Origin of the sequence: Citrifermentans bemidjiense Bem (genome assembly GCF_000020725.1) — a bacterium.
GTDB classification, from domain to species: Bacteria; Desulfobacterota; Desulfuromonadia; order Geobacterales; family Geobacteraceae; genus Geomonas; species Geomonas bemidjiensis.
Window position 1 is genome coordinate 4,060,308 of the sequence record NC_011146.1, and the last position, 21,546, is coordinate 4,081,853.

Below are 21,546 nucleotides of genomic sequence, written 5' to 3' on the forward strand. Positions count from 1 at the left end.
GAGCCAGTCCCCTTGGCTCCCCATCTAGAGGGAGCTTTCAGCCTGAATCAGAATTGCGTTCATCACTGCCGCGGCGACGTTGGAGCCCCCCTTGCGGCCGGTGTTGGTGATGAAGGGAAGCTCAGGAAAATCCTTAGCCAGTTCCTTCAGGGCTTCCTTGCTCTCGGCCGCGCCGACGAATCCAACCGGGAGCGCCACGATCAGCCTGGGCCTCACCCTTTCCTCGCGGATGAGCCGGATCAGCTCGTAGAGTGCGGTCGGCGCGTTGCCGATCACGAAGATGCCGTTTTTGGGATCCCGCGCCCCCTTGCGCATGGCGACGATGGAGCGGGTGATCAGCTGCGCCTTGGCGTCCTTGGCGACCTGCGGGTCCGCGACGTAGCACGACACCAGCACGCCGAACTGCTTGAGCCGCTCTTTGCTCATACCCGAGATGATCATCGTGGTGTCGGTGACTATGCCGCAGCCGGCCTTCAGGGCCGCGATGCCGCTATCCACGGCACCTTTGGCGATAAACATGTTGCGGGCGTAATCGAAGTCGGCGCTGGTGTGGATGGCGCGGCGCACCAGCGGCCAATCCTGCGCCGACCAGTCATGGTGCCCCAACTCCTCTTCGATGATCCGGAAAGACTCCGCCTCGATCTCCTCGGGGCGCATGTGCACCGACATCAGTGCCACCTCTCCTCGGTCAGGGTCTCGGCGATCCTTTCCACTACGACTTCGGCCAGCTTGTCGTGCACGCCCAGGTGCTTGCCCAGGACCATCTCGATGCCGGGGTGGCGCTTTCTCGCCTGGTCCAGCTCCTCGGGGAGGTCCTCAAGGACGTGGGCCCCCATATAGAGGAAATACGGCACCAGGAGAATGCGCTGCGCCCCCTTTGCCACGCAGGCGTCCACACCCTGCTGTATGTTCGGGAGATGCTGCTCCCGAAAAGAGACCTCGACGATGTCGAACTTGGTCATTCTCTGCACCAGTGCCGCTATCTCGTGTACCGCGTCGTTTGCCTCGGCGATCCTGCTGCCGTGCGCCATGATCAGTAAAGCTGTGCTCATCGTCTCTCCAAAAGGTTTAATCTCTTTGTTGCCATCAAGCCTTTGCCCACCCTTTGCGGTACTCCCCAATCAGCTTCTCCACTACCTTCCTGGAGGGGGCCTTCCAGGGGCCGACGGCGGCAAGGGTCAGGTTACTGGGATCGAAAAGCACCCGGGCCGTTTCCCTTATCTGCGCCGGTGCGATCGAGGCCACCTCGGCCCGGTCCTCGTCTATGGTACGCACCAGGGTCATCAGCTCTCCCCAGCCGTAGCGTACCTGCATCTCGTAGGTGGAATCGGAGCTGTACTCCAGGTCGTAGAAGTAACCTTCCTTCACCCTGGAGAGTTCCGCGTCCCCGACCTCCTCGAAAGCGAGGCTCTTCACCTCGTGCAGCACCTCGGAGACCGCCAGCACCAGGTTCTCCGGCGCGGTGGCAAGCTCGATGGCGAAGGCGCCTGTTTCCTCGTAGGCGGAAAGGGAGGCATCGACCGAGTAGACGATCCCCAGTTTTTCCCTGAGGGAAAGATGCAGCCTGGAGCTTCCCCCGCCGCAGAGGATGCGGCGCATCAGCCGCAGCGCCATGATCCGGTTGTCGTACCTGGCGAAGCCGCGGAAGGCTATCTGCAGGTTCACCTGGCTGTCCGAATCCTTGACGAAGACCGAACGGGGCTCTTCCTGCAGCTCGTGCACCGGCGCCGGTAGCGGGGGCTTCGCGCCGGACCAGCCGGCGAAGTGCTTTTCGCAGGAGGCGAAGAAGGTTTGCGCGTCATGCCTTCCCGCGGCGACTATCACCGCGTTTTCCGGCACGTAATGATCCTGGAGGTACCCCCGCAGGTCCTCCTCGGTGAAACCCTTGATGCTCTCCAGGTACCCTATGGTCGGAGTCCCCAGCGGGTGCCCGGGCCAAAGGAGCTTCGAGCAGAGGTTGCTGGTGTTGGTCTCCTCGCCGCGCTCGTTGATGTCCTCAAGCGCCTCCTCGGTGATGATCCGCTTTTCGATCTCGATACCCTCGAGCGTAGGAGCAAGGAGCATGGAGGAAAAAAGCCGGATCCCTTCCGGGACCTGGTCCGGATGGACCCTGGAGAAGTAGCAGGTGGTCTCTTCGTCGGTAGCCGCGTTGACGCTGCCGCCAATCGCCTCGAAGGCGATTTCGAGCTCAAGACTGGTGGCGAATTCGCTGGAGCCGCGAAACAGCATGTGCTCCAGAAAGTGTGAGATGCCAGCTTTGCCAGGGGTGTCGTTGCGGCCGCCGGCCTTGATGTAGATGGCGATCTCCGCGCTGTGCAGATGCGGCATCTCGACGGAGACGAGGCGCAATCCATTGGGGAGAACCTTCTTGGTGCAACTGAGCATCAAACCTCCGGGAGTCAGAGTGCCGCCCCCTTCAGGGTGAGCCAGGCAACCGCCGCGTAGCGGGCCAGCTTGCCGGAGGCAACCAAGAGGGTGAAGCGGACGAAGCTTATCTTTAACACGCCCCCGACCAGGCAGAGCGGATCGCCTATCACAGGCAAAAAGCTGAATAGAAGGGAAATGGAACCGAAGCGATGGTAGAACCTCTCGGCCTTTTGGGTGCTGGCGTCGTCCATGCGGAGCACGCGCCGCTTGAGGAAATCCCCGCCGTAGAGCCCGATCCAGTAGGTGCTGAGCGCTCCCAGGTAATTTCCCGCGGTGGCAACTGCGACGACGGCCCAGGCCTTTTCCCCCGCCAGAAGCATCGTCACCACCATCCACTCCGAACCCAGCGGCAAAAGCGTGGAGGCGAGAAAGCTCAGTATAAACAGGGAATAGAGCCCGTAGTTGACCAGCCAGTCTTGCATTCCGGTCAAATTAGCGGAAAGGCTGCGGATTGTCAAACAACTTGAGTCGCAACGGCGCCAACTTTTTTCTTGACATTGAGGCCATGAGATGGCATTTAGGCAACCATGATCAACACTGGCTACTTTACCTTTACTAACTTTTACTTTTGGTACGGCTTTTATTTTAGGCCGTCGCCCCGGGTAGAGGTGTAAGTTTAGGTAGCTGGTACTAAATTACGAACCGAAAGCCGGGGTGGACCGGATCCTCCCCCTACTTTACGGTTCGCAGCATCATTCTACGAATACTTGAGGCCGGGGGAGAAATCCTTCCGGCCTTTTCTCTTTCGGGGACCAAAAGGGGAGCGAGTATGATCGTAGTCATGAAAGCAGGAGCGGCCAAAAAAGAACGCGATGCGGTAACCAAGAGGATCAAGGAACTGGGGTACACCCCGCACATCATCCATGGCACCACCCGCGACGTCATCGGCGCAGTCGGCGACGAGCGTGGCAAGAGCGTCTTGCAGACGCTGGAGTCGATGCAGGGGGTCGAGAGCGTCGTCCCCATCCTGCAGCCCTACAAGCTCGCCTCCAAGGAAGTTAAGAAAGAGGCGAGCATCGTCCGCATCTCCGACACCCTCGCCATCGGCGGCAAGGAACTGGTGGTGATGGCGGGGCCCTGCTCCGTCGAAAACGAAGAGCAGATCATCGAGTCGGCCATCGCCGTCAAGGCGGCCGGCGCCCAGATGCTGCGCGGCGGCGCCTTCAAGCCCCGCACCTCCCCCTACTCCTTCCAGGGGCTCGAGGAAGAAGGGCTGAAGCTTTTGGCAAAAGCCAGGGAGACAACCGGCCTTCCCTTCGTCACCGAAGTGATCGATCCCGATTCCGTCGATCTCGTCGCCTCCTACTCCGACATGCTCCAGATCGGGGCGCGCAACTCCCAGAACTTTGCCCTGCTGAAGAAGGTCGGGCAGATCGACAAGCCGATCCTCTTGAAGCGCGGCATGTCCATGACCATCCAGGAGTTCCTGATGAGCGCCGAGTACATCATGAGCGAGGGGAACCAGTCCGTCATTCTCTGCGAGCGCGGCATCAGGACCTTCGAGACCGCCACCAGGAACACCCTCGACCTCTCCGCCATTCCCGTTTTGAAGTCGAAGACGCATCTTCCCATCGTCATCGACCCCTCCCACGGCACCGGCAATTACCACTACATAGCGCCCATGTCCTTCGCCGCGGTAGCCGCAGGCGCCGACGGACTCATCATCGAAGTGCATCCGGATCCGGAGAAGGCATCCTCCGACGGACCCCAGTCGCTCAAGCCGAAGAAGTTCCAGGCATTGATGGGCAAGCTGCGGCTCTTCGCGGAAGCCGCGGACAAAACACTCGGCGCGTAGCCGGGATCTCCATAAGATGGAAGCAGGGATCAGGGGCAGGGAGGGGGGTATCCCCCTCCTGGCCTCCTTCGGGAGAGGCATAGCAAGCAGCCCAACTCTAGGACTTCGGAAGAGTCCCCCTTTGCGAAGGGGGATTTATGGGGATTTACACCGCGTACATCAGAGGCAAATCCCCCCCGCCCCCCCCTTCGCAAAGGGGGGAGAAGTACGTCCTGTTTCCAAAAGTTCTTCCTCGAATTTCGAAGGAGCGCCAGTTCATCTGCCCATGAACTTCTTCCCGGAATGTCTGGAACCAAGAGTACATCTGCCCATGAAGCGTTGCCGGAGAACCTGCGTTCCCCCCTTTGCGAAGGGGGGTCAGGGGGGATTTGCTCTTTGTTGGCAAATCCGAAATATCTCTTCCAGAACCGCTGCCGTTTCCAATAATACCTGTCGGTCGTCAAATCTAAGAACCATCACCCCCTGTTCTTGAAGAAACAAATCGCGCGCCGCATCCTGTTTGCCATGCTCCTTCTGAAGGTGCTGGCTACCATCCACCTCAACCAACCCAGCAGCGCGGCGGCAGCATAGAAATCAACGACATAAGGTCCCAACAGCTTCTGCCGGTTGAACTGGATTCCGAGGAGTTGCTTGCCCCGTAAATGAGACCACAGCAATTGCTCAGCATCTGTCATCTGCTTGCGCAGTTTGCGGGATGCCCCCTTCAACTGGTGGCCGTATGGTCTAACCAAGGCAAATCCCCCCTGCCCCCCTTCGCAAAGGGGGGAACTTTTGTTCCAGTGCAGCGCGTCGTGGATAAATATACTTCAGTTAGAGTTCAGCAGCCGATCTGTGGCTTCAGCAGCCGATCTGTGGCGCGAACCGCGGGTTGCGATATGATTAGCCGGTCTTTTCCAGGAGGATCTTCCTATGCGCGCTCTCGCCCTGCTGTCACTGATACTGGTACTCTCGTCTCCGTTATCCTTATCCGCCAAAGAGAGGGGTAAGCGCACTGCCACCAGCGCAGCCCAAAGCGGCGTCGCTTCCAGCCAGGAAGTCCTGGGGGATTTCGAGAAGATCCTCGATCTTTGGCGTGACGGCAGCTACGACGAGCTGTACAGGCGAACCACCGGGGGACGGGAAAGCAAGGAAACCTTCGCCAGGAAGCTCTCCGCCGCCCCGCGCCGCCCCGCGTGCTGCTGGGAGAAAATGCAGGACGTTGAAGTCTCTTCGAAAGGAGAGGGAAAAGCCGTGGTCCGCGCGCGCCTCGGCTTCGAGGGGAGCGTCCCCGGCACCCAGTTCGTCACCAAGTCGATCAAACTGCAGAAAGAAGGGAGTGTCTGGGCCATCAGTCAGTCCGACCTCCTTTCCCTCGCCGACTACTCCAAAAAGCGCAAGCTGTATCGCTACCTCCCGGTCCAGCAGAAATGACAGGCGCCCCCTCCCGCAGCTAGCCCGCCCCCCGCCCCCGCTGCCATCTCCATCTCGATTCAACACTTTATCTTTATCTTTATCTCAATCTGCCTCTCCGACATCTCCCTTGACCCGCCACCACCCTTCCGGTACTCTAGCCAGATGCCAATGAAAGAGAAAAAAATCGTCGTTAATAAACCCGAACTTCTCTCCCCCGCGGGCTCCTTGGAGGCTTTTTTCGCCGCCATGGAGAAAGGGGCCGATGCCGTCTATGCCGGTCTGCGCGACTTTTCCGCGCGCGCCAAGGCGAAGAACTTCACCCTGGCGCAGATGGAGCGCATGACCGCCTACGCCCACAGCCTCGGGAAGAAGACCTACGTCACCATCAACACCCTGGTAAAGGAATCTGAACTCCCCCTGCTCATCGACAACCTGGCTGCGCTGGAAGCGATGCGGGTTGACGGGGTCATCCTGCAGGACATGGCGGTGGCGCGCCTGGCACGCGAGTTCTTCCCGGGCATCCCGCTGCACGCCTCCACCCAGATGACCATCCACAACTCCTTGGGGGTGCGCCAGCTCGAGGAGTTGGGATTCGAGCGCGTGGTGCTTGCCCGCGAGCTGCATATCGACGAGATCAAGTCCATCGTTGCCTCAAGCAAGGCCGAAATCGAGTGCTTCATCCACGGCGCCCTCTGCTTCTCCTTCTCCGGCCAGTGCTATTTCTCCTCGTTCCTGGGCGGGCACAGCGGCAACCGCGGCCGCTGCGCGCAGCCCTGCCGCCGCCAGTACAAGCACAAAGGAAAGGAAGGGTACTACCTTTCCACCAACGACTTCTCCAGCATCGAGATGATCCCCCAGTTGATCGAGGCAGGGGTCGCCTCGCTCAAGATCGAAGGGAGGATGAAATCCGCGGAGTACGTAGCCAGCGTCATCGGCGCCTACCGCATGGTGCTCGACGCTCCGCAAGGTTCCTACGACGCCGCGGTCGCCGAGGCGAAGGCGCTCTTGAAACTTTCCTTCGGCCGCGTTCCGACCAAGGGGTTCCTCGCCTCCCACAACCCGACCGACATCTCCACCCCGTCCATCAAGGGGGCGACCGGCCGCTACTTGGGCGACATCCGCGAGATGCGCGGCAACCGGATCAGCTTCGACACCCGCGACCGCCTCCACGTTGGGGACCGTATCCGGGTCCAGCCCAAAAGCGACATGGCCGGGCGCGCCTTCACCATCAAGGAGCTTTACCTCGGCGGCAAGAAGGTGATGAACGTGAAGGAGAACACCCTGGTCTCCACCCCGTCCCCTTTCCCGTTCAAGCTGGGGGACTCGGTCTTCAAAGTCTCCTCGGAAACCGCCTTCACCATGAGCGAGAACGCCTGCCTGAAAAGGCTGGAGGGGGCCAAGGGCGACAGCATCCCCTGCATGCTCAAGCTGTCGCACCAGGACCAGTCGCTGCGCATAGAGGCTGAGGTGCTGGGGCAACGTTTCGCCACCGAATTCGAGCTGGGTCCGCTGGAACCCTCCCGCAGCAGCGACATGGAGGGGGTGCTCAAGGCGCAGTTCTCCAAAAGCGGCGACACCCAGTTCACCCTTGCCTCCCTTTCGGCACCAGATTTCCCGGCCATCATGATCCCCCCTCCCCGGTTGAAGGAAATCCGGCGCAACTTCTACGCCTGGCTCGCGGAAGCGTCCGTCGGTGCCTTGAAGCAAAGAAGCGCCAGCGGCAGGACCGAAGCGCTCGCCTCCTTGGTGCGCCAAAAATCCGCGCCGTTTAGGGGCAAGGAAGAGCTTGCCGTCAAGATCGAGCAGGTGCGTGATTGGCACGAACTGCACCGCGACCTGGTCGACACGGTCGTCCTCCCCGTCTCCAAGGCGAACATGCATCAGTTCCAGGGCTTTGCCAGAAAGCTCAAAGGTAGCGAGGACAAGGTGATCTGGCAGCTCCCCTTCATCATCTTCGAGGCGGAACTCCAGTTTTACCGCGACGCGGTGGAGATGATCATACGCGGGGGCTTTAAGCGCTTCGAGCTCACCAACCTGTCCCAATTCCAATTTTTCAAGGGGACCGATGCCGAGCTGAACACCGACTACCGGCTCTTCTCGCTGAACAGCCAGGCCCTTTTATCCTGGCAGGAGCTGGGGGTGAAGCGCGCCACGCTGTACATGGAGGACGACCGGGCCAACATGGGGCAGCTCTTGGCGAGCGACCTGAAGATAGAGCGTGGCGTTTTGCTCTACGCGCCCGTTCCGGTGATCACCTCGAAGATTGCCATCAAGGAGATCAAAGGCGATGCGCCGCTTGCCTCCGACCGCGGCGATCTCTATTCAGTAAAAGTTAAAGACCACCTGACCGTGGTTTCGGCCCAGACGCCCTTCGCACTCACCCAGTACCGCAGCGAACTGCGCCAGATGGGTTGCGGCAGCTTCCTTCTCGACCTGTCGCAGTTGCAGCCGGAGGAGCGGGAGCGGGCACTGGAAGCCTACCGTAAAGGGGTTGCGGTCCACGCCGCCTCCGAATTCAACTACAGCGCCGGCCTGGTTTAGACATGGGAATCTTCGACAAGATCAAAGAGCGGATCAACGACAGGCTGAGCGATCCGGCCTTCATGGAACTGGTCCAGGAGCAGAGCCTCAAGGACCTCCTGGTCCGGCGGGAGTTCCGCATCACGCAGGCCTACCTGCAGCGGGAGTTCCTGAACAAGTTGATCGACGACGAGATTCAGGAGTTCAGCATCGTCCTCTTCGACGGGTACGGCGAGATCGCCGGGAAGATGAAAAAGCGGCTGCTACCCTTCGCCATACCTTTTTCCGCCACCTTCTCCATCCAGGGGATCGAATTCAGCAGCGCCAGGAAGAGCGTATTTCTGAAGCTGGACCATGTCGCTCCCGTCGACTTCGACTGGCTCACCAAGAAGGTGGTAGAGCGCATTCCCTTTCTCTCCGGCACGGGGGATTTCATCGTGTGCGACCTGACGCGGGTGCCGCGACTGGCCGAGCTTTTCGCGCAGCGGGTAAAGGGGATCAGCATCTGGGACTTTATAACCCTCAAGGAGCTTTGGCTTAGAAAGGGTGAAATCGTAGGAAGGGTGGGGGTGGTACTATGACCGATTATCTAGTTCGTGCGATTGCCAAATCGGGGAGCGTCAGGGCCCTTGCCTGTGTCACCACGGCAACCGTCGGCGCGATATGCAAACGCCACGATACCTTACCCACCGCTACGGCCGCGCTGGGAAGAGGGATAACGGCAGGTGCTCTCATGGGGGCCCTCTTGAAGACCGGGCAGCGGGTCGCCATGCGTTTCGAGGGGAACGGCCCCCTCAAGAAGATCGTCATCGAAGCCGACGCTAACGGCAGCGTCCGAGGTTACGTCGGAGACCCGAAGGTCCACCTGCTGCGTCCGGACGGGGCATTGGACGTGAACAACGCGCTGGGGCGCGCCGGCTTTCTCACCGTCGCCAAGGATCTCGGGCTCAAAGAGCCGTATCGCGGCACCGTGCAGCTCTATACCAGCGGCATCGCCGAGGACCTGGCCCTCTACCTGGTGGAAAGCGAGCAGATACCGTCCGCAGTAGGCATCGCCGAGTTCATCGAGCAGGACGGCACCGTAGCCGCAGCCGGGGGATTCCTGATCCAGGCAGTGCCGCCGGTCGACCCACTGGTGATCGAGGAGCTGATGACGCGGATAGAGCAACTGCCGCCCTTAAGCGAGTTGCTGCACAAAGGAGGCAATCCCGAGCAGATTCTGGAGCAGCTTCTTGCCGGCATCCCCTACGACATCCTGGAGAAGAGGAACATAGCGTTTGCCTGCAGTTGCAGCCGCGAGCGGATTGAGCGCGTCCTTCTCTCCATGGGGAAGAAAGAACTGAGTTCCATGAAGAAAGATCAGCACGGAAGCGAAGTGACCTGCGAGTTCTGCGGCGAGCATTACCTTTTCGACGAGGCCGACCTCGACCGGATCATAGCCGAGATCGCAAAGCAGGAAGGTTAGGGCTAAGAAGCAGAAAAGCAGGAAGACTAGCTCGGAGTTATAGCCTCTTCCTTGAGGGAGGAGGGGCCACAGCTGAACGTTCCGCGGAATAAGGGGGGATGACCGCTGCCACAGGGCTTCGCGGTCACCCCCTTTTTTTCAATTGGTCTTGGCTGCCTGATGCGAAGGCATGCCTGCATACTGAAGCGGTTTCATAGCGAAGGTGTGTGTTATAATTTGCCGGCTGCATAATCAGCAGGTCTTTCCATTGTCAATTGTCCATTGTCAATTGTCCATTGTCAATCGTCAATTGGTTAGACGGAGGTACCGATGCGAATCCACGACATTACCGTTTCCCTCTCCAGCGATCTTCCCATCTACCCAGGCGACCCCGGCATCACCATCGAACCCTTCAGCCGCATCTCCCAAGGCGATTCCGCCAACGTCTCCCGCATCAGCATGGGAAGCCACAGCGGCACCCATCTCGACGCGCCGTTCCATTTCGACGACGCCGGAACCACGGTCGACGAGATCGCACTGGAAACCGTGATCGGCAAGGCGCTGGTGCTGGAGATCCTCGGCACCAAGGAAATCGGGCGTCAGGAACTGGAGAAGTTTCGCATCGAGGGGGAAGAGCGGCTGCTGCTGAAGACGGACAACTCGAAGCTCTGGCAGCAAAAGGGATTTTCCGAAGAGTACGCCGCCCTCACCAAAGACGGCGCGCAGTACCTGCGGGACGCAGGGGTGAGGCTCGTAGGGATAGACTATCTCTCCATCGAAGGGTTCCATGGCGAGGGGGACGTACACCGCACCTTGCTGGAAGACGGCATACTGGTAATCGAGGGGTTGAACCTGGAAGGCATCAAGGCGGGGCACTACCAGCTCATCTGTCTGCCGCTGAAGCTTAAAGGCGGGGACGGAGCGCCCGTGCGGGCGCTCCTGATTGGCGGTTCCGATTCCGCTACCGAGCCGGAGTTCGATCCCCACACCAGCAAATGGCCGCTGGCGTGAAACCCGGCTATAGCGGCTGATACTTCTTGTCTTTGTTGCAGCACGGCTTCTGCACCGGCTGCTCAGCCGGCTGCTTCAGTTTCGCGCATTTGTCGCATCCCGCCGGGGAAGCTGCCGCGGCATCCTTCATCTTGGCGCAGTTGGCGCAGCCCGGTCCCGCTTTTACCTCAGCCCCAGCTTTCGGGCAGTTCGGGCAGTTGGGCGTGTTAGGACAATCCACTCCCGCCTTGACGCAGTTGGGGCAGGGTGCAGCGGCGTTCCCATCAGCAGGCTGTTGTTTCGCGCACTTCGGGCATCCCGGCTGGGCCTGCACCGGAGCCGTCTCCGCTTTCGCGCATTTGCTGCACCCGGGCTGCATCGCGGTCTGTTCGTTGGCCCAGACGCCGAACGCGCCTGCAATGATCAAAACCGCCGACACCAATACTAAGAGCAATTTCTTCTTCATTCACTACCTCCGCTATAGTTGACTTCCCTTCAATGTATTCCGAACCAGCCCCGCACCTGACCTGCTGCGGTGCCCCTGGTTCCCAAGCTCCAGCTTGGGAACCCAATGCGGCGCAAAGCTCCAGCTTTACATCTAGTGGAAGCTTGAGCTTCGGCAGGCCTTGCGTTCCCAAGGTGGACCTTGGGAACGAGACCAAATACCCTTCCGAGTGTGCCGGGAACCGAATTCATCTCACCACGAAGCGCGGCAAGAGCCCGTACGTTCCCCCCTTTGCGAAGGGGGGCCAGGGGGGATTTGGTTTTGCCTTGGTCAGGCTTCTACGCCCTCCCTACTGCTCCGCGCTCTCTTCCCAGATCCCTTCCGCTGCAGCCGCCCTGAAGTCTGCATCAATGGGGGCGAATGCCTCGATGACCTTTCCCCTCGCCCCGGTAAAGCGCATGCCGCGGCAGTGCAGCATCATTCGGGCTGCGGGTATGCCGCCGTAGGTCTCGTCCCCGATGATGGGAAAACCGGAGTGGGCCAGGTGCACCCGGATCTGATGCGTGCGTCCGGTCAAAGGCTTCGCCTCTACCGCGGTCACCCCCGCCCCCTCGCCGACCACCCGGAACAGCGTCCTCGCCGGCTTCCCATTCAGGGCTACTCCGTACTTGAACTTGCTCACCTTCCCCAGCGGCGCGTCCACCTTCCAGCTCTGCTGGTCCGGCGAACCCGCCACCAGCGCCCAATAGGTCTTTTGCACCTTGCCGTCTTTGAGCAGGTTCGAGATCAGGGTCGCGGCCTGCTTGTGCTTGGGGAAAAACATCACGCCGCTCGTGCCGCGATCCAGTCGGTGCACCACGCGCGACGGATCCCTGAGCCCGATGCTCTTCATGTAGCATTCCACAGCGTACTCCACCGTACCCTTCAACTGGTACGGGGTGCGCTGGCTGTTGAAACCAGCCGCCTTGTAGACCGCCAGGAAATCCTTGTCCTCGTAGAGAAGCTCTTCCTTTTTATAGGCGAGCTCGATGCAGCGCTCGGCCTCCATGATCCCGAGGGCGATCTCCTCCCCCTCCTTCACGGTGCGAGAAGCCACCCGCACCAGCGTCTGCGAGAGGTAACAACCGCCCCAGTCGATGATGCGCCGGATCTCGCCCTTCGAGTACTGCGGAAAAAGCGTCTTCGCCGCGTCGTCCAATCGTGTCCCTGCTAGTTCTGCATCTACCCTTGCCGTCAATATCATCCAATATGCCTTTGTGCGCGTAAGAGCGCAGCTATCGTCTTTCCGTCAGTGATGCTCCCGTCGGCGGCCATCTCCAGCGCCTTTGGCAACGGGATCCTGATGCTGGAGATCTCCTCGTAGTCCTCCGGCTCCGCCTCTCCGGCGGTGAGCCCGGTGGCGAGATAAAGGTGCACCACCTCGTCGAACACCCCCGGCGAGGGGTGCAGTATGCCAAGCGGGGTGAACTTCTCGGCCCTCAGCCCCGTCTCCTCGATCAACTCGCGCGCCGCGCACGCAGCCGGGTCCTCCCCCTTGGAGAGCCGGCCGGCTGGAATCTCCATCAGGAAATCGTCGATCGCAGGGCGGAGCTGCCTGATCAGCGTAACGGAGCCGTCGTCGTGCAACGGCAGGACCGCAGCCCCTCCGGGGTGACGCACCACCTGGTAGGTGTACCATCCCTGCTCCCCTATCAAGACGTCCATCTGCTCGATGTCCACCACTATGCCGTTGAAGAGCACCGACCTGTTTTTTGTCTCCATAGTACCCCCCGGAGATAAATAGCATTTCCCCTGCAGGAAGTGAAGGAATTTGAGCTGCAGGGACAGCATGCTTTAACGCATTCTAATCCTTCAAAATCACGCTGCTTTCATCGATTAACGGGGAGATCCCCGACATTATCCGCAAATTTAGTGTGGATAATTGCCCGACTGTCTGTTATCGTTCAGCACTTGTTTTCCAAAATAATCAAGAGGTGGCGTTATGGCACAGGCTAAAGAAGGGGATCGCGTAAAGGTCCATTATACGGGGAAGCTCGATGACGGTTCCATTTTCGATTCTTCGGAATGCGCTGAGGACGATTGCGGCTGCGGGCCTGGCCCGATCGAGTTCACCATTGGACAGGGAGAAGTCATTCCTGGCTTCGAGGCAGGGATAAAAGGTCTTTCGGTCGGTGAAAGCAAGACCATCCATATCCCGGTCGAGGAAGCCTACGGCGAGAGGGTCCAGGAGATGGTTGCGGTAGTACCCCGCGGCGATCTGCCTCCCGAAATGAACCCTGAGGTCGGGCAGCAGCTCGAAGTGACCCAGGAAGACGGCCAGGTGTTCAGCGTACTGGTGGTCGAGGTGACCAACGAAACCATCACCATCGACGCCAACCACCCGCTGGCCGGCCAGCCGCTCAACTTCGAACTGAAGCTGGTAGAGATCCTCTAGCGGCAGGCTTTCACGGCAGACAAAAAAATCCCCTCCCCGGCAACGAGGAGGGGATTTTTTCATCCCTTAAGCCAAAGCGCGCTTGGCGCTTTTAGTTTTCCGCCATGAAGTGGCGCTCGTACAGGTCTTCGAGCTCCTGCAGGTGGCGCGACTCGTCAGCCAGCATCTTCTTGAAGAGCGCCGACATCGGAGCGCCTTCGCACCCCTTGGACATCCTCTGGTAAAAATCGATCGATCCTTTCTCCAGGTGGATGGCGTATGCCAGCGCCTCGCGCGCGTCGGACTCGGGGCGGAGTTCCCGCTTGGCAAGCACGTAATCGAGGTTCATGGTCGGCACCGGCTGGTGCAGCCCCTCCCCCCCTTTCATCTCGCCGTCGATTAATGTCTTTTCCAGCTGATGCTTGTGCTCAAGCTCATCCAGCGCCGCTTCCTTGAAGATTTCACGGGCTGCCTTGTCCTTGACGATGCGAAGAGCGGCCAGGTAAGCCCTGAAACCCTCGTCTTCCATTTTGGTGGCCATATCTATCGCGGCTTCAAATGTGTAGCAAACATCACCCTGTTCAGCCATGGATTGTCTCCTCTAGCGTTTGATTTGAAAGGTTTTTTAACACAAGACGCATCTGAGCACAAGTATTTGTATACGACAAGCCGTTCAATGGAGATTTTGCCAACTCTTGATACACTTTGCGCTGCGGAAAAAGCTTCAAAGGGAGGGGCTATGAGAGTATTTCTAGCCGGCGGAACCGGTTTTGTAGGCGGTCATGTAAGGCAAGCCCTGCTTGAGCGCGGCCATAGCATTCGGCTTTTGGTACACCGAAAGGGAGCAAGCGAAAAACTCGCCGGCATCGAAGAGATCGAGGGTGACGCAACACTTCCCGAGAGCTTCACCGATGCCGTCAAGGGATGCGACGCCACCATCAACCTGATCGGCATTATTCGCGAATTTCCCGGGCGCGGCATCACCTTCCAGCGGCTTCACGTCGAAGCCACCCGCAACATCATCGCCGCAGCGAAGAATAACGGAGTGACGCGCCACCTCCAGATGTCCGCTCTCGGAACCCGCGCCAACAGCGAAGCGCGCTACTTCAAAAGCAAGTTTGAGGCGGAAGAAGCGGTACGCGCCTCGGGTCTCGACTACACCATCTTCCGCCCCTCCATCATCTTCGGCCCGAAGGATGATTTCATCAACCAATTGGCCGGGCTCCTCAGGATGTTGCCGGCGATGCCGGTCATAGGCGACGGCGAATACCAGTTGCAGCCCATAAGCGCGGACGACGTGGCGCGCTGCTTCGCCGAGGCCCTGGAGAAACCGGAGGCCATTGGCGAGACCTTTGAGCTATGCGGTCCCGACCGGTTAAGTTACAACGAACTGCTCGACACCATCGCACGGGTCATGGGAAAGGGGCGGGTGCTGAAGATCAAAAACCCGCTGCCGCTGATGCGCCTGGTGGTGCCGCTTTTCGAAAGTTTCCCCTTCTTCCCCGTCACCTCCGACCAGATCACCATGCTGGTGCAGGGAAGCATCTGCGACGGCGGCTGGCGCAGGACCTTCACCTTCCAGCCCACCCGACTAGAACCCGGCATCCGCAGTTACCTCAAGCCCTAGTCAAAAACCTCAAATCTTTCACCACAGAGGACACAGAGGATCACAGAGGAAAAACAGGACCGAGGAAATCATAAACTTTTGGGTTAAATCAAAGCCTTTAACCTTTTTGCCTTTCCTCTGTGGTTCCTCTGTGTACCTCTGTGGTGATTGCTTTTAGCCTTTCCCAGAAAAAACCTCAGTGTCCTCAGTGTACCTCCGTGACCTCTGTGTTCCGCCTTTCTCCGCCTTACGTTTTTGACTCCGGAAGCTGTTTCACGTATAGTGTGGCACCTTCACAAGGAGAGTCATGCATGGGTGAGACAGTAAGGTTTGGTATATCAATGGACGACCAATTGCTTGAGAGTTTCGACAGGCTCATTGAGCAGAAAGGTTACGCCAATCGCTCCGAGGCGATCCGCGACCTGATCCGGGCGGCCCAGGTAGAGCTCGACTGGGAAGAAGGGGAAAAAGAAGGCGTCGGCACCGTCACCCTCGTCTACAACCACCACGTCCGCGATCTTTCCGACAAGCTCACCGAGCACCAGCACGCGCATCACGACCAGATCATCTCCGCACTGCACGTCCATCTCGACGCCCACAACTGCCTCGAAGTGCTCGTGGTGCGTGGCAAGGCCCGCGACGTGCGCAGGATTGCCGACGAACTGATCGGGGTCAAGGGAGTGAAGCACGGCAAACTGGTCATGACCACCACCGGCGAAGGCCTGCACTGACTCTCCTGCATTCCCGCTCGAAGAATTGCAGCCTAAGTTCCCCCTCCCCCTGCGGGAGGGGGCAGGGGGTGGGGGAACGCGCCACCCATTGAAAGCTTGCCCCCTACATAAGTTGAAGATCCAAAGGAACAAGATGCAAAGAGACGATCACTACTGGATGGGCAAGGCAATAGCGCAGGCAAGAAGGGCCGAAGCGATAGGCGAAGTACCGATAGGCGCCGTCATAGTCAAGGATGGGGTCATCATCGCACGGGGGCACAACCTCAGGGAGAGCAACCAGGACCCCGCGGCGCATGCCGAGATGATCGCCATCCGCAAGGCGGCGAAGAAGCTGGCCAGTTGGCGCCTGACCGGCGCGACCCTGTACGTGACCCTTGAGCCCTGCACCATGTGCATGGGAGCCGTCATCCTCTCCCGCCTGGACCGCGTCGTTTTCGGGAGTTACGATCCAAAGGGAGGAGCCGCCGGATCTCTCTACGACCTTTCCGACGACAAGAGGCTGAACCACAGCGTCGTACTCACCCCCGGGGTCAGGGGCGAAGAAACATCCTCCATGCTGTCCGGGTTTTTCGCCGAACTGAGGGCGAAGAAAAAGAGCGTGAATAAATCCTCACCCACTTCCGAAAATAGTTAAACATTTTTCGCCCCCTGCCGAATAGGCAAAACGAAACAAGTTTCTTCGCTTGAAGAGGGGCGCCTATGCAAACAGACGAAATCACCCCCATTGCCGTCATGGCAACACATCACGAAATCACCAGACTTGCAGCCTACACCGAAGAGCTGCTGCAAGGGACCATAGCGACAGAAGAACATGCCCGGCACCAGCTGTCAGCCGTGTTGCGTGTTTACAGCGAACTGGGACTCATCTGGCGCATACTGTCAGAGATAGATGCCCGCGGAGTCACGACCAAGACCCAGCGCCAGTATCTGCAGGATTTTTACGCCGGGCTCACCTATTGAGACAGGCGCTATGAGCAGGAAAACCAGGGCTTGAATTTCGAAGTGAAATAAGGTATATCTTTTCGACCCTCTGCAAAGAGGTGGGAAAGCAATATTCGGAGAGATGTCCGAGTGGTCGATGGTGCCTGACTCGAAATCAGGTGTACCGAAAGGTACCTAGGGTTCGAATCCCTATCTCTCCGCCAACTTACAAAAAGGCCAGTCATCACGACTGGCCTTTTTGTCATTTTATGTAGCAAATATGTAGCTGCTGCTTGCCCGGTCACGAATGTTTCGGTAGTACGATCCCTCATGATTCACTGGATTTGACTATAAGAAGTCAGTCCTGTAACATCATTAAGTAACACAGCTGGGAAGGCTAACGTCCCAAGAGTTTCTTCTTTACAAATACATCGACAGTAGCGTAAATTGCCTGCATTGTGCTCTTGTTAAATAAAAAGGACTCAGGAATCATGAAACTGCCTAGGGAGATTTCCCCTTGCCCAATTGTCCAATCTATTATAGAGCTCCGGCTTGCGCCTTCTCCGAATGTACCTGCTGATGCTATTTTTGGCCTTGCCTACAGCCGTTTACGTCGAGAATTCCCTTCTGTTGCAAACTTGCCGATCGCTAATATCCCAGAACAGCTACGGCAAAGCGATCCCAATCTGGCTTATCAGCCGTTGCACAAGTTCAGCAAAGACAACCTTTCTATATCAATTGGCCCAAGGGTGATTGTATTTGCTTGCAGTCCCCCATACGTTGGCTGGGAAGCATTTCACAGAGAGATACGTAAAGCCATGGAAGCTTTACTAGACATCGAAGGGTATGTCATAAAAATTGAACGTCTGGGTCTGAGAGTAGTCAACATCTTTGACGGCCCAATTGCCGAAAGCATCATCTTCAATGTCACATCCAGTCCTTTACCGCTTGCAGAATCACAGTTCCATAGCACATTTGTCTATCAAGAAGGAGAATTTAAAAACACCCTTCAGATCGGGAACAACGTAGACATCGTCAATGAAGGGAAAGCGGCAAAAGCCTCAATTCTTGACATTGACACGTTTAAAGAAGATGCTACTGGCGATATTCTTCAGAATTTATGGGATTTAATAGACAGGGCACACAGTATAGAGAAGCGTACCTTCTTCTCGCTTTTACGCCCGGAAAAACTAGAACGCTTGAATCCAGTCTATTAAACAAAGGAGGCTAGTATGGCTACGCAATCTGAGTCCCATCCAATGCTGCCGTCGCCCTTTTGTGTGGGGGCACTAGGTGCTGCTTTGTTGAGCGGTCTTACTGTTTCTGGAAGCGGCATGATGAACACTGCGGGCGTCCACCAACTTCAGGTTAGTGGGGCATCCCAGTTTGTTTACTATGCAGGCAACCGCGTAGCTGTCATTCAACAGCAAGATTATGAGGATATAGGCATATTCGCTAATTTTTCTCTCGGCATTTCCAAGCAGAGCGCGGACGTGCCAGGTTATTTTTTCGACATCCTGCATGACGAGTTCGACTCTCTGCTTGCATGATCCCTGCTTCTGAAATACCAGATTATCTGCCAAAGTATCTCACGGATCACTCATACAAAGAGCTGCGAGAGGCTGTAAAACGCTTCCCGGAGATAGCTTACAACAGGTTCTACAGCAATCACGGCATTGCCCCCGGTACTGTATATCAGGGCGATTGCATTGCCGGCCTCCCATATACCCGAAATGGTGTCCTAAATACGACGTCCAAATGTTTTGTTTTATCTAACACATGCGACATGGAAATATCCGAAAATAAAAGGTATTTCAACTCTAACATTCTTTTCACCCCAATCATTGATTTCAAGTCCTACGAAGATTCCCTGCTCGCAAAGCACAAGGTATCCGCGGTCGAAAATCATTTAGCTGAGATTAAAAAACAATGTGCATCCCAAATAATGTATCTCCCCGACAATAGCCACATCCCTAATGGAGGTATTGTTTTTTGGGATCAGATATACCATGTCCTGAGTTCTTCTTTGGAAAGGTCAAGTCTTTCGGACCGCCGTCTTTTCTCGCTCAGCAACTACGGCCACTATTGCATGTGCATTAAACTGTCTCATCACCTTTGCAGAGTGACAGCCGAAACTGATCGTCCCGCGACCGCCCCGCTCGTATAAGGCCATTCGCGTCTGCCATATAAGTTTCCCAAGGCAGGCCAGAGGCCCCTCTTCTCTTCCCGACGCTCCCCTGGCATAGGCTGCACGCTCTTCCTTATTACTGGTGCTGCAGTACGAACGTTTTGATCGTATTCATAATCTGCGCTCGGATGCCAAACTCCACATGTTTGAACATCTTTTCCCGCACTCCACTGAAGCTTTCGCCATTTAGGGTCTCCTTCCAGAACGAAGTCACCGCACCTCTTCTCTCATCTGCAGCCCACCCAGAAGCCCCTTGCAATCAAACAGATACCTGTTGCTGGTACAAGTACTGCTGAAAGCCGGCGAATGCTTTCCCGATGTCGTCGGGCTTTCCGAGATCGGCGACGGCATCGGCGATGGAGTCGTGGTACTTCAGCTTGAGCAGCGGGGTCAGCTTCGATTGGTCTAGCTCTTCTACGCCGACTATCACGTAATGTGCGAGCACGAAATCTAGGAAAACCTGCTGTTTGGTGTTGAAATGCTGGGTGATGACGACTCTGGCTTTTGTCGCCCGTTCCTCGCGGGAGAGCGGAGCAAGCGCATACGCCACATGGGCCAGCACGTCGAACAGGTCGCTCTTCTCCGCATCGATGATCTTCTGCATTTCGGCCAGCTGGTCTTTTCCGAATCCCTTCTCTGCCAACCTCTCAAGCAGCTTTTTGCGGGTGTCTGGCCGGCTCCACAATGTGCGGAGTTCCGCCTCGTTTTTGAAGAACTCCGGCAACCTGCCGAAGAGCGCCTCCATGAACTGCTGCGCCGACATGGGGGTGCCGTCGGGATGCCAGAAGCTAGTCACCATCATGTGCTGAATGGATCTCTCCTTGCCGTCAGCAAGCTTTACCTTCGCCTTCTTCTTGCAAACGCACGGGCGCTGGAAGCATTTCGGGCACGGCTCGGGCAGCGGTTTTTCACAGGTACATGGTGTTTCTCCGCACACGGCACAAGGTTGAGGCTGGGGCTTTTCGCAGATGCATGGCCGCTGGCCGCAACTCTTGCACGGTTCTGGCTCTGACGGTTCGCCGTCCCACTCCGGGTCGCTGAAATGGTGGTGGGCTTTGACAAAGTCGTAGATGGTGAAGTAGTCCTTGCCATCATAAAGCCTGGTTCCGCGTCCGATGATCTGCTTGAATTCGATCATGGAGTTGATCGGGCGCATCAGCACTATGTTACGGATGTTGCGGGCATCCACGCCGGTTGAGAGTTTTTGGGAGGTGGTCAGGATGGTGGGAATGGTCTTTTCGTTGTCCTGGAAGTCACGTAGGTGTTGTTCACCCAGGGCGCCGTCGTTGGCTGTCACCCTTTGGCAGTAGTTGGGGTTGGTGGAGGTCTTCATCTGGTTGATGAGGTCCCGCACCGCAAGAGCATGATCCTGGGTTGCACAGAATACCAACGCCTTCTCCCGCTGGTCGATAAGAGACATGAAGATTTCCACCCGCTTCTTTTCACGCGCCTTTATCTCGATGACCCTGTTGAAATCCGATTCCTTGTAGACCTTGCCGTACTCGACCTCGCCTTCCATCACGCTGTCATCCGGGGTGTAGACGTATTCGTCCAGCGTCGTCGATATCTGCTTCACCCGGAAAGGGGTGAGGAAGCCGTCATTGATCCCCTCTTTAAGCGAGTAGATGTAGACCGGATCGCCGAAATAGGCGTAGGTGTCTATGTTGTCTTTGCGCTTGGGAGTGGCGGTCAGGCCCAGTTGCACGGCCGGGGCGAAGTATTCCAGGATGTCGCGCCAAGCGCTCTCGTCGTTGGCGCCGCCGCGGTGGCATTCGTCTATGATTATGATGTCGAAGAAATCGGGTGGGTATTCACCGAAATAAGGGGAAGGGTGGCCGTCCTTCGGTGGCCCGCACATGAAGGTCTGGAAAATGGTGAAAAAGAGGCTGCCGTTCTTAGGCACCTTCCCTTTCTTGCTAATCTCATCAGGAGAGATGCGCACAAGGGCGTCTTCGGGAAAGGCAGAAAAAGCATTGTACGCCTGGTTGGCGAGAATGTTGCGGTCGGCCAGGAAGAGGATGCGCGGACGGCGTGAGGGTTCACCCTCTTTTTTCCAGTCGGTGAGGTTCCAGCGACTATGAAAGAGCTTCCAGGCAAGTTGGAAAGCGATGAAGGTCTTGCCGGTGCCGGTCGCCAATGTGAGGAGTATCCGGTCACGCCCGTCAGCTATCGCCGTCAGCACCCGTTCAATGGCGATGTCTTGGTAGTAGCGACCTTGAAAGTAGCCGCCACGGTCCTCGAAAGGCACGGCAGCGAAGCGGTCACGCCAGGCGTTCTGAGTGGCAAAGGTGCGGGCCCATAATTCCTGCGGAGACGGATACTGCGCCAGCTCTAACTCGGCCCCGGTGTCCATGTCGATACCGTAGATGCCCTGCCCGTTGGTGGCGTAGGTAAAACGTATAGCCAGCTTACCCGCGTAGTCCTTTGCTTGTCCGACCCCCTCCGTCAGGGGTTTGTCCCACGCCTTGGCCTCCACTACCGCCAGCTTCGTGTTGCGATACTCCAACACATAGTCGGCAGTTAACGCTCTACCCCGTTTGCCGTTGCCCTCGATACGCCCCAGGGTAATCGGATACTCGCGGCGGATGCGGGTTCCATCAACTACTCCCCAACCCGCCGCTTTTAGTGTGGGATCGATGTGTTCGGCTCGGGTTTCGGCTTCGTTCATTGCTGC

Annotated in this window: 24 protein-coding genes and 1 tRNA gene; 14 read left to right on the forward strand and 11 right to left on the reverse strand. The window is 57.6% G+C overall.

Annotation, left to right across the window (positions count from 1 at the left end):
• Positions 1–24: 24 nt before the first annotated feature.
• The 4 genes from GBEM_RS17700 to GBEM_RS17715 are packed head-to-tail and all read right to left on the reverse strand — an operon-like array spanning position 25 to position 2,849.
• Positions 25–669, reverse strand: coding sequence for a precorrin-8X methylmutase (locus tag GBEM_RS17700; protein ID WP_012531974.1), 645 nt, complete (start codon positions 667–669; stop codon positions 25–27).
• On the reverse strand, positions 669–1,052 hold the full coding sequence (locus GBEM_RS17705; protein ID WP_012531975.1) for a sirohydrochlorin chelatase: 384 nt from the start codon (positions 1,050–1,052) through the stop codon (positions 669–671). Before GBEM_RS17705 ends, GBEM_RS17700 begins: the two co-directional genes overlap by 1 nt.
• 34 nt (positions 1,053–1,086) lie before the next feature.
• Complete coding sequence (locus GBEM_RS17710; RefSeq protein ID WP_012531976.1) at positions 1,087–2,385, reverse strand: M16 family metallopeptidase; 1,299 nt, start codon at positions 2,383–2,385, stop codon at positions 1,087–1,089.
• 14 nt (positions 2,386–2,399) lie between these two features.
• Complete coding sequence (locus GBEM_RS17715) at positions 2,400–2,849, reverse strand: YqaA family protein (RefSeq protein ID WP_012531977.1); 450 nt, start codon at positions 2,847–2,849, stop codon at positions 2,400–2,402.
• Positions 2,850–3,196: 347 nt separating this feature from the next.
• On the opposite strand from GBEM_RS17715, the gene aroF reads away from it, so the two are divergent.
• Positions 3,197–4,222: a 3-deoxy-7-phosphoheptulonate synthase gene (aroF, locus tag GBEM_RS17720; RefSeq protein WP_012531978.1), complete on the forward strand. Its 1,026-nt coding sequence runs from the start codon at positions 3,197–3,199 to the stop codon at positions 4,220–4,222.
• 357 nt (positions 4,223–4,579) lie between these two features.
• On the opposite strand, the gene GBEM_RS22210 is transcribed toward aroF, so the two are convergent.
• Positions 4,580–4,759, reverse strand: a complete 180-nt coding sequence (locus GBEM_RS22210) for an endonuclease domain-containing protein (RefSeq protein ID WP_264175519.1) — start codon at positions 4,757–4,759, stop codon at positions 4,580–4,582.
• Positions 4,678–4,953 carry an endonuclease domain-containing protein gene (locus GBEM_RS21975; RefSeq protein ID WP_264175520.1) on the reverse strand — a complete coding sequence of 92 codons (276 nt, stop codon included), beginning with the start codon at positions 4,951–4,953 and terminating at the stop codon, positions 4,678–4,680. The genes GBEM_RS22210 and GBEM_RS21975 overlap by 82 nt, the downstream gene beginning before the upstream one ends.
• 178 nt (positions 4,954–5,131) lie before the next feature.
• Here GBEM_RS21975 and GBEM_RS17730 point away from each other — a divergent pair, with 178 nt between their 5' ends.
• The 5 genes from GBEM_RS17730 to GBEM_RS17750 all read left to right on the forward strand — a co-directional run bounded on the left by GBEM_RS17730 (position 5,132) and on the right by GBEM_RS17750 (position 10,589).
• Positions 5,132–5,632, forward strand: coding sequence for a hypothetical protein (locus tag GBEM_RS17730; RefSeq protein ID WP_012531980.1), 501 nt, complete (start codon positions 5,132–5,134; stop codon positions 5,630–5,632).
• A gap of 150 nt (positions 5,633–5,782) precedes the next feature.
• Entirely contained in the window at positions 5,783–8,155 is a 2,373-nt protein-coding gene (locus GBEM_RS17735; protein WP_148212928.1) for a peptidase U32 family protein, read from the forward strand.
• A gap of 2 nt (positions 8,156–8,157) precedes the next feature.
• Positions 8,158–8,715, forward strand: a complete 558-nt coding sequence (locus GBEM_RS17740; RefSeq protein WP_012531982.1) for a hypothetical protein — start codon at positions 8,158–8,160, stop codon at positions 8,713–8,715.
• Positions 8,712–9,599, forward strand: a complete 888-nt coding sequence (hslO, locus tag GBEM_RS17745) for an Hsp33 family molecular chaperone HslO (protein WP_012531983.1) — start codon at positions 8,712–8,714, stop codon at positions 9,597–9,599. Before GBEM_RS17740 ends, hslO begins: the two co-directional genes overlap by 4 nt.
• A 309-nt stretch (positions 9,600–9,908) precedes the next feature.
• On the forward strand, positions 9,909–10,589 hold the full coding sequence (locus tag GBEM_RS17750) for a cyclase family protein (protein ID WP_012531984.1): 681 nt from the start codon (positions 9,909–9,911) through the stop codon (positions 10,587–10,589).
• Positions 10,590–10,596: 7 nt separating this feature from the next.
• On the opposite strand, the gene GBEM_RS17755 is transcribed toward GBEM_RS17750, so the two are convergent.
• The 3 genes from GBEM_RS17755 to GBEM_RS17765 all read right to left on the reverse strand — a co-directional run bounded on the left by GBEM_RS17755 (position 10,597) and on the right by GBEM_RS17765 (position 12,774).
• Entirely contained in the window at positions 10,597–11,034 is a 438-nt protein-coding gene (locus GBEM_RS17755; protein WP_012531985.1) for a hypothetical protein, read from the reverse strand.
• Positions 11,035–11,362: 328 nt separating this feature from the next.
• Positions 11,363–12,256, reverse strand: coding sequence for an RluA family pseudouridine synthase (locus GBEM_RS17760; protein WP_012531986.1), 894 nt, complete (start codon positions 12,254–12,256; stop codon positions 11,363–11,365).
• Entirely contained in the window at positions 12,253–12,774 is a 522-nt protein-coding gene (locus tag GBEM_RS17765) for an NUDIX hydrolase (RefSeq protein WP_012531987.1), read from the reverse strand. The genes GBEM_RS17760 and GBEM_RS17765 overlap by 4 nt, the downstream gene beginning before the upstream one ends.
• Before the next feature lie 220 nt (positions 12,775–12,994).
• Here GBEM_RS17765 and GBEM_RS17770 point away from each other — a divergent pair, with 220 nt between their 5' ends.
• Entirely contained in the window at positions 12,995–13,447 is a 453-nt protein-coding gene (locus GBEM_RS17770) for an FKBP-type peptidyl-prolyl cis-trans isomerase (protein WP_012531988.1), read from the forward strand.
• 91 nt (positions 13,448–13,538) lie between these two features.
• Here GBEM_RS17770 and GBEM_RS17775 read toward each other — a convergent pair whose 3' ends face one another.
• Complete coding sequence (locus tag GBEM_RS17775) at positions 13,539–14,015, reverse strand: ferritin family protein (RefSeq protein ID WP_012531989.1); 477 nt, start codon at positions 14,013–14,015, stop codon at positions 13,539–13,541.
• A gap of 150 nt (positions 14,016–14,165) precedes the next feature.
• On the opposite strand from GBEM_RS17775, the gene GBEM_RS17780 reads away from it, so the two are divergent.
• From GBEM_RS17780 to GBEM_RS17810, 7 genes are all read left to right on the forward strand, one after another.
• Positions 14,166–15,053, forward strand: a complete 888-nt coding sequence (locus tag GBEM_RS17780) for a complex I NDUFA9 subunit family protein (RefSeq protein ID WP_012531990.1) — start codon at positions 14,166–14,168, stop codon at positions 15,051–15,053.
• 290 nt (positions 15,054–15,343) lie between these two features.
• Positions 15,344–15,763: a nickel-responsive transcriptional regulator NikR gene (nikR, locus tag GBEM_RS17785; protein ID WP_012531991.1), complete on the forward strand. Its 420-nt coding sequence runs from the start codon at positions 15,344–15,346 to the stop codon at positions 15,761–15,763.
• A gap of 133 nt (positions 15,764–15,896) precedes the next feature.
• Positions 15,897–16,397: a tRNA adenosine(34) deaminase TadA gene (tadA, locus tag GBEM_RS17790; protein WP_012531992.1), complete on the forward strand. Its 501-nt coding sequence runs from the start codon at positions 15,897–15,899 to the stop codon at positions 16,395–16,397.
• Positions 16,398–16,462: 65 nt separating this feature from the next.
• Positions 16,463–16,723, forward strand: a complete 261-nt coding sequence (locus tag GBEM_RS17795; RefSeq protein ID WP_012531993.1) for a hypothetical protein — start codon at positions 16,463–16,465, stop codon at positions 16,721–16,723.
• Between the two features lie 97 nt (positions 16,724–16,820).
• Positions 16,821–16,908 (forward strand) — tRNA-Ser (locus GBEM_RS17800).
• A 267-nt stretch (positions 16,909–17,175) separates the two neighbouring features.
• On the forward strand, positions 17,176–17,901 hold the full coding sequence (locus GBEM_RS20975) for a TIGR04255 family protein (RefSeq protein WP_012531994.1): 726 nt from the start codon (positions 17,176–17,178) through the stop codon (positions 17,899–17,901).
• A 15-nt stretch (positions 17,902–17,916) separates the two neighbouring features.
• The gene (locus tag GBEM_RS17810) at positions 17,917–18,234 is read left to right on the forward strand and encodes a hypothetical protein (RefSeq protein ID WP_012531995.1); all 318 of its coding nucleotides are present in this window, start codon (positions 17,917–17,919) and stop codon (positions 18,232–18,234) included.
• 897 nt (positions 18,235–19,131) lie between these two features.
• Here the strand turns inward: GBEM_RS17810 and hsdR are convergent.
• Positions 19,132–21,540 carry an EcoAI/FtnUII family type I restriction enzme subunit R gene (gene hsdR, locus GBEM_RS17815; RefSeq protein WP_012531997.1) on the reverse strand — a complete coding sequence of 803 codons (2,409 nt, stop codon included), beginning with the start codon at positions 21,538–21,540 and terminating at the stop codon, positions 19,132–19,134.
• Positions 21,541–21,546 lie beyond the last annotated feature (6 nt).